This window comes from Micromonospora sp. NPDC005220 (assembly GCF_040607895.1).
In the GTDB taxonomy this organism is placed as follows: domain Bacteria; phylum Actinomycetota; class Actinomycetes; order Mycobacteriales; family Micromonosporaceae; genus Micromonospora.
Map to the genome: position 1 here is coordinate 1 of NZ_JBEXHP010000214.1, position 4,000 is coordinate 4,000.

Below are 4,000 nucleotides of genomic sequence, written 5' to 3' on the forward strand. Positions count from 1 at the left end.
GCCGAGTTCAGCCGGTCAACGCCGTCAGCGCGGCGTCCACGTCGGCCTCCGTGGAGTAGATGTGGAACGAGGCCCGGACCCGTCCGGCGCGCACCGCCGCCCGGATGCCGGCCGCCGCGAGGCGCTGCTCCGCGTCGGGCACGTCCACGCTGACGATGGCGCTCTCCCCCGGTGGCCGGCCCAGCCCGGTCAGGAACCGGTTGGCCAGCGCCACGTTGTGCGCCCCGATCGCCGACGGGCCGATCTCGGCGACCACCTCCAGGGCGGGCGCCGCGCCGACCCAGCTGAACCAGGCCGGTGAGATGTCGAACCGGCGGGCGTCGTCGGCCAGCCGCAGCGGCGGACCGTAGTAGGAGGCGTGCGGGTCGCGGCCCGCGTACCAGCCGGCGGCGTCGGGGCGCAGCCGCTCGCGCAGGGCGGGGGCCAGATAGGCGTACGCCGTCCCGCGCGGATTCATCAGCCACTTGTAGCCGCCCACCGCCACCACGTCGGCCCGGCTGGCGTCGAACGGCAGCCAGCCGCACGCCTGGGTCGCGTCCACCGCCACCAACGCGTCGTGGGCGCGGGCCGCGGCCACGATCTCGTCGTACGCGGCGACCGCCCCGTCAGCCGACTGGACCAGGCTGAACGCGACCAGGTCGGTGTCGGCGTCGATGGCGTCGACCAGCGACTCCAGCGGCACCGTGCGGACCTTGACGCCACGCTCCTCCTGAACCAGCCAGGGGAAGAGATTCGAGGTGAACTCGACCTCGGGGACCACCACCGTGGCACCGGCCGGCAGCGCCGCCGCGACCGGCGCGAGGAGCTGGGACACGGCCGCACCGACCGCCACGTCACCGGCCGGCACGCCGATGAGGCCGGCGAGGGATACCCGAGCCCGGTGCGTCGACTCGCCCCACCCCTCCCACGACGTACGACCAACCCGCCAGGCGGCGAGGGCCTCCTGTACCGCCGCCCACGCCGGCTCCGGCGGCAACCCGTAGCTGGCGGTGTTCAACCAACCCGGCTCCGGCTGCCACAGCTTCTGCGCCTGCTCGATCTCCATGCCCCCGACGCTAGGCCGAGCGGCGCATGACGGGCACGGCCAATCGGCGACCGGCGGCCTGTCAGATCCGGACGGAGCCCTGGCCGGGCGACGCCCGCAGCTTGGTCAACGTGCGGGCGGGCGCGGGCGAGACTGTCGGCGAGACGGCGGGCGCGACGGCGACGGGTTTGCCGACCAATCACCGCCGGGCACTGCCCAGCAGACCGAGCCGCAGGGCCCGGAACAGGGTGCCGGGGCGGCTCAGGGCAGCCGGGTGATCGAGCATGGTGGTGACCCGACCCAGCCGGGCGTTGAGCACCGGATCGGTCTGCGACGCCCGGAAGAGCAGGTCCCCGAACCACTTGGTCACCCGGTAGCCGGGCGGGTAGGGCCCGTCGACGTGCGGCAGCTCGATGTCGGCGGTGGTGGAGATCTGCCAGGCCGCGTCGACCACCACGCGGACCTGGTCGAAGTACGCCCGCGCTGGCTCGTCGTGCGGCTTCGGAACGGACCGCAGGTACTTCGACAGGCAGGAGGCGTGCAGCGCCGCGGAGGTCATGCCCTGGCCGTACACCGGGTTGAAGGACGCGACCGCGTCGCCGGCGGCGACCAACCCGGCGGGCAGGCGGTCGAGCTTGTGGAAGTCGCGGCGTCGACTGTCCGCCTGGTGGTAGGTGACCACCCCGCCGAGCATCTCCCCGTGCTCGGCGATGTCGCCGAACATCTGCGGATAGTGCTCGCGGCAGCGGGCGGTGAAGTCGGCCACGTCGCGGCTGGGCCGGTCCCCGTCGTAGCCGGCCACCAGCATGATCCAGCGGTCCCCCTCGACCGAGTTGATCCCACCGATCCGGGCGGTACGCCCCTTGCCCGCCATGGTGTGGAAGACCGCCACCCAGGCGTCGCTGACCTTCTCGTCGCGTCTGAAGAGCGCCGTGGCGTAGTTCAGTTTGATCGGCATGCGCTGCATCGGCGGGCGCGGCCAACCGTGCTCGGCCAGCCAGTCGCTCAGCCGGCTGGACCGCCCCATCGCGTCGACCACCAGGTCCGCCGCTTCGACGATGGGCTCGGTGCCCCCCTCGGGCAGGTACCGGGCGCCGGTGACCCGCCGCTCGTCGAAGAGCAGGCCCTCCGCCCGGCCGTACACCATGCGGATGTTGTCGACGGCGAGGGTGCGCCGTCGGACCAGCGCCTCCAGGAACGGACGCGTGGTGATCAGCGCCGGCCCGGTGCCGGTGGCCGCGGGCGGCAGACCCAACCTGCCGTTCACGAAGACCTTCGCCGTGCTCGGGTCGCGCGGCGGCGGCGGGGCGCCGAGCGCGAGTGCCTCGTCGGCGATGCCGGGAAACCAGCGCTCCAGCTGGACCTGACCGGCGGGCAGCAGCGCGTGCACCTGGCTGCCCTGGGGCACGCCCGGCCGTGGACCGGCGTCGACATCGGACGGGTCCCGTTCGATGATCAGCACTTCCTCGGCGTGGTCGCTCAACACCCGGGCCGCCAGCAACCCGGCCATGCTGCCACCGACCACCACCGCCCGTCGCATGACCACGCTGGTCTCGGCGGGCGGTTCGGCCGTCGCTATCTCGGCGAAGAGCCGGGACGGAGAGGCGGGCATGCGATCACTCCTCGAACGGTCGGAAAACTTCGGCATCCACGACCGTAACCACCGCAGCCTCTGCCGTCAGCGCTCAGTTGGCCCGACACGTCTGGTTGGCGTTGCCGGTGCACTGCCAGATGTGCAACCGGCGCCGTTGTCCGGGTTCGAGTCGAGCACGTCGACGCCGCTGTCCGGCGCCCCCTACACCAAAACCCCGACGCCCTAACCCCGCCCTAACCCTGGTTGATCAAGAGCTTTGCGTCATCCATCGCGGTGTGTCGTGACGCAAACCTCTTGATCACCGGGGGCGAGGGTGGGAGGGAGGGAGGGAGGGAGGGAGGGAGGGTGGGGTGGACGGGGGTGTCTACTGTCTACACAGCCTGCGTTCGGACTGTTTATCCCTGCGGATGCCCTGGACGTTCTGTCGAGAGGTCAACGACATGCTGAAGGCCGAGGATCTTCCCCCGTTTCAGCGCGCCGTGTCCTACGAGTCGCAGCGCGGCCAGCGCGTGTACGCAACCCTGATCGCGCTGCGGTTGTCCCTGCTCCTGCTGGCCGCGGTCGCGGGAGTCGCCACCTGGAAGCTTGACGATTTCGCCCTGGGCCCGGCGCTCGCGGCGGGCGCGTTCGCCGCCACCTCGATCGTCGAGGTCTTCCTTCTCACCAATCGCCCCAACGAACGGTGGTACGTCGGTAGGGCCCTCTCCGAATCCATCAAGTCGCTCACGTGGCGATTCTCCGTCGCGGCGGATCCCTTTCCCCGGGCGCAGGGCGATTCGGACAGCGTCGAGGAATTCACCAACCGACTGTTGGGATTGACCAGAGACATGTCGGCCGCCGGGCTGGCGGCTCCGGCGGTGGCGGGGCAACAAATCACGGAAGGAATGCGGACACTGCGCGCCGCCTCCCTTTCGGACCGCCGTGCCGCGTACCTGGCCGGCCGACTTGAGGCCCAGCGAGCCTGGTACGCCGAACGATCACTGTCGAATCGGGCGCGGGCCACCCGCTGGTCGGTCAGCATGCTCGTGCTGGAGATCGTCGGGGTGACCCTGGCTGTGTCGAGGGCCGCCGGGCTGACCGACCTCGACCTGCTCGGAGTGGCCGCGGCGGCGGTCGCGGCCGGCGCGGCCTGGACGCAGACGCGGCAACACGGCTCGGTGGCGACCGCGTATGCCCTGGCGAGTCAGGAGCTTGCCGCCATGGGGTCGCTGTCCACCCGGATCAGCTCCGAGGCGGAGTTGTCGCGGTTCGTGCACGACACCGAGACGGCGATTTCCAGGGAACACACGATGTGGCGGGCCCGCCGACGCTGACGCCGCCACCGCCCGCCGCCCACCGCCCACCGCCCACCGCCCACCGCCCGCCGCCCACCGCCCGCCGCC

3 protein-coding genes are annotated in these 4,000 nt (G+C 71.9%); 1 reads left to right on the top strand and 2 read right to left on the bottom strand.

What is annotated here, in order from left to right; all coding sequences use genetic code 11:
- Positions 1–7: 7 nt before the first annotated feature.
- Together ABZU52_RS32055 and ABZU52_RS32060 are read right to left on the bottom strand one after the other, a co-directional pair.
- The gene (locus tag ABZU52_RS32055; RefSeq protein WP_354974660.1) at positions 8–1,045 is read right to left on the bottom strand and encodes an aminotransferase class V-fold PLP-dependent enzyme; all 1,038 of its coding nucleotides are present in this window, start codon (positions 1,043–1,045) and stop codon (positions 8–10) included.
- A gap of 178 nt (positions 1,046–1,223) precedes the next feature.
- Positions 1,224–2,636 (bottom strand): FAD-dependent monooxygenase, encoded by a 1,413-nt coding sequence (locus ABZU52_RS32060; RefSeq protein ID WP_354974661.1) that lies wholly within the window; start codon positions 2,634–2,636, stop codon positions 1,224–1,226.
- A gap of 422 nt (positions 2,637–3,058) precedes the next feature.
- Here ABZU52_RS32060 and ABZU52_RS32065 point away from each other — a divergent pair, with 422 nt between their 5' ends.
- Positions 3,059–3,931, top strand: a complete 873-nt coding sequence (locus ABZU52_RS32065) for a DUF4231 domain-containing protein (RefSeq protein WP_354974662.1) — start codon at positions 3,059–3,061, stop codon at positions 3,929–3,931.
- Positions 3,932–4,000: the final 69 nt, after the last annotated feature.

Coding starts and splice junctions, on each gene's coding strand:
- ABZU52_RS32055 (WP_354974660.1), bottom strand. CDS start 1,045: ATGGAGATCGAGCAGGCGCAGAAGCTGTGGCAGCCGGAGCCGGGTTGG.
- ABZU52_RS32060 (WP_354974661.1), bottom strand. CDS start 2,636: ATGCCCGCCTCTCCGTCCCGGCTCTTCGCCGAGATAGCGACGGCCGAA.
- ABZU52_RS32065 (WP_354974662.1), top strand. CDS start 3,059: ATGCTGAAGGCCGAGGATCTTCCCCCGTTTCAGCGCGCCGTGTCCTAC.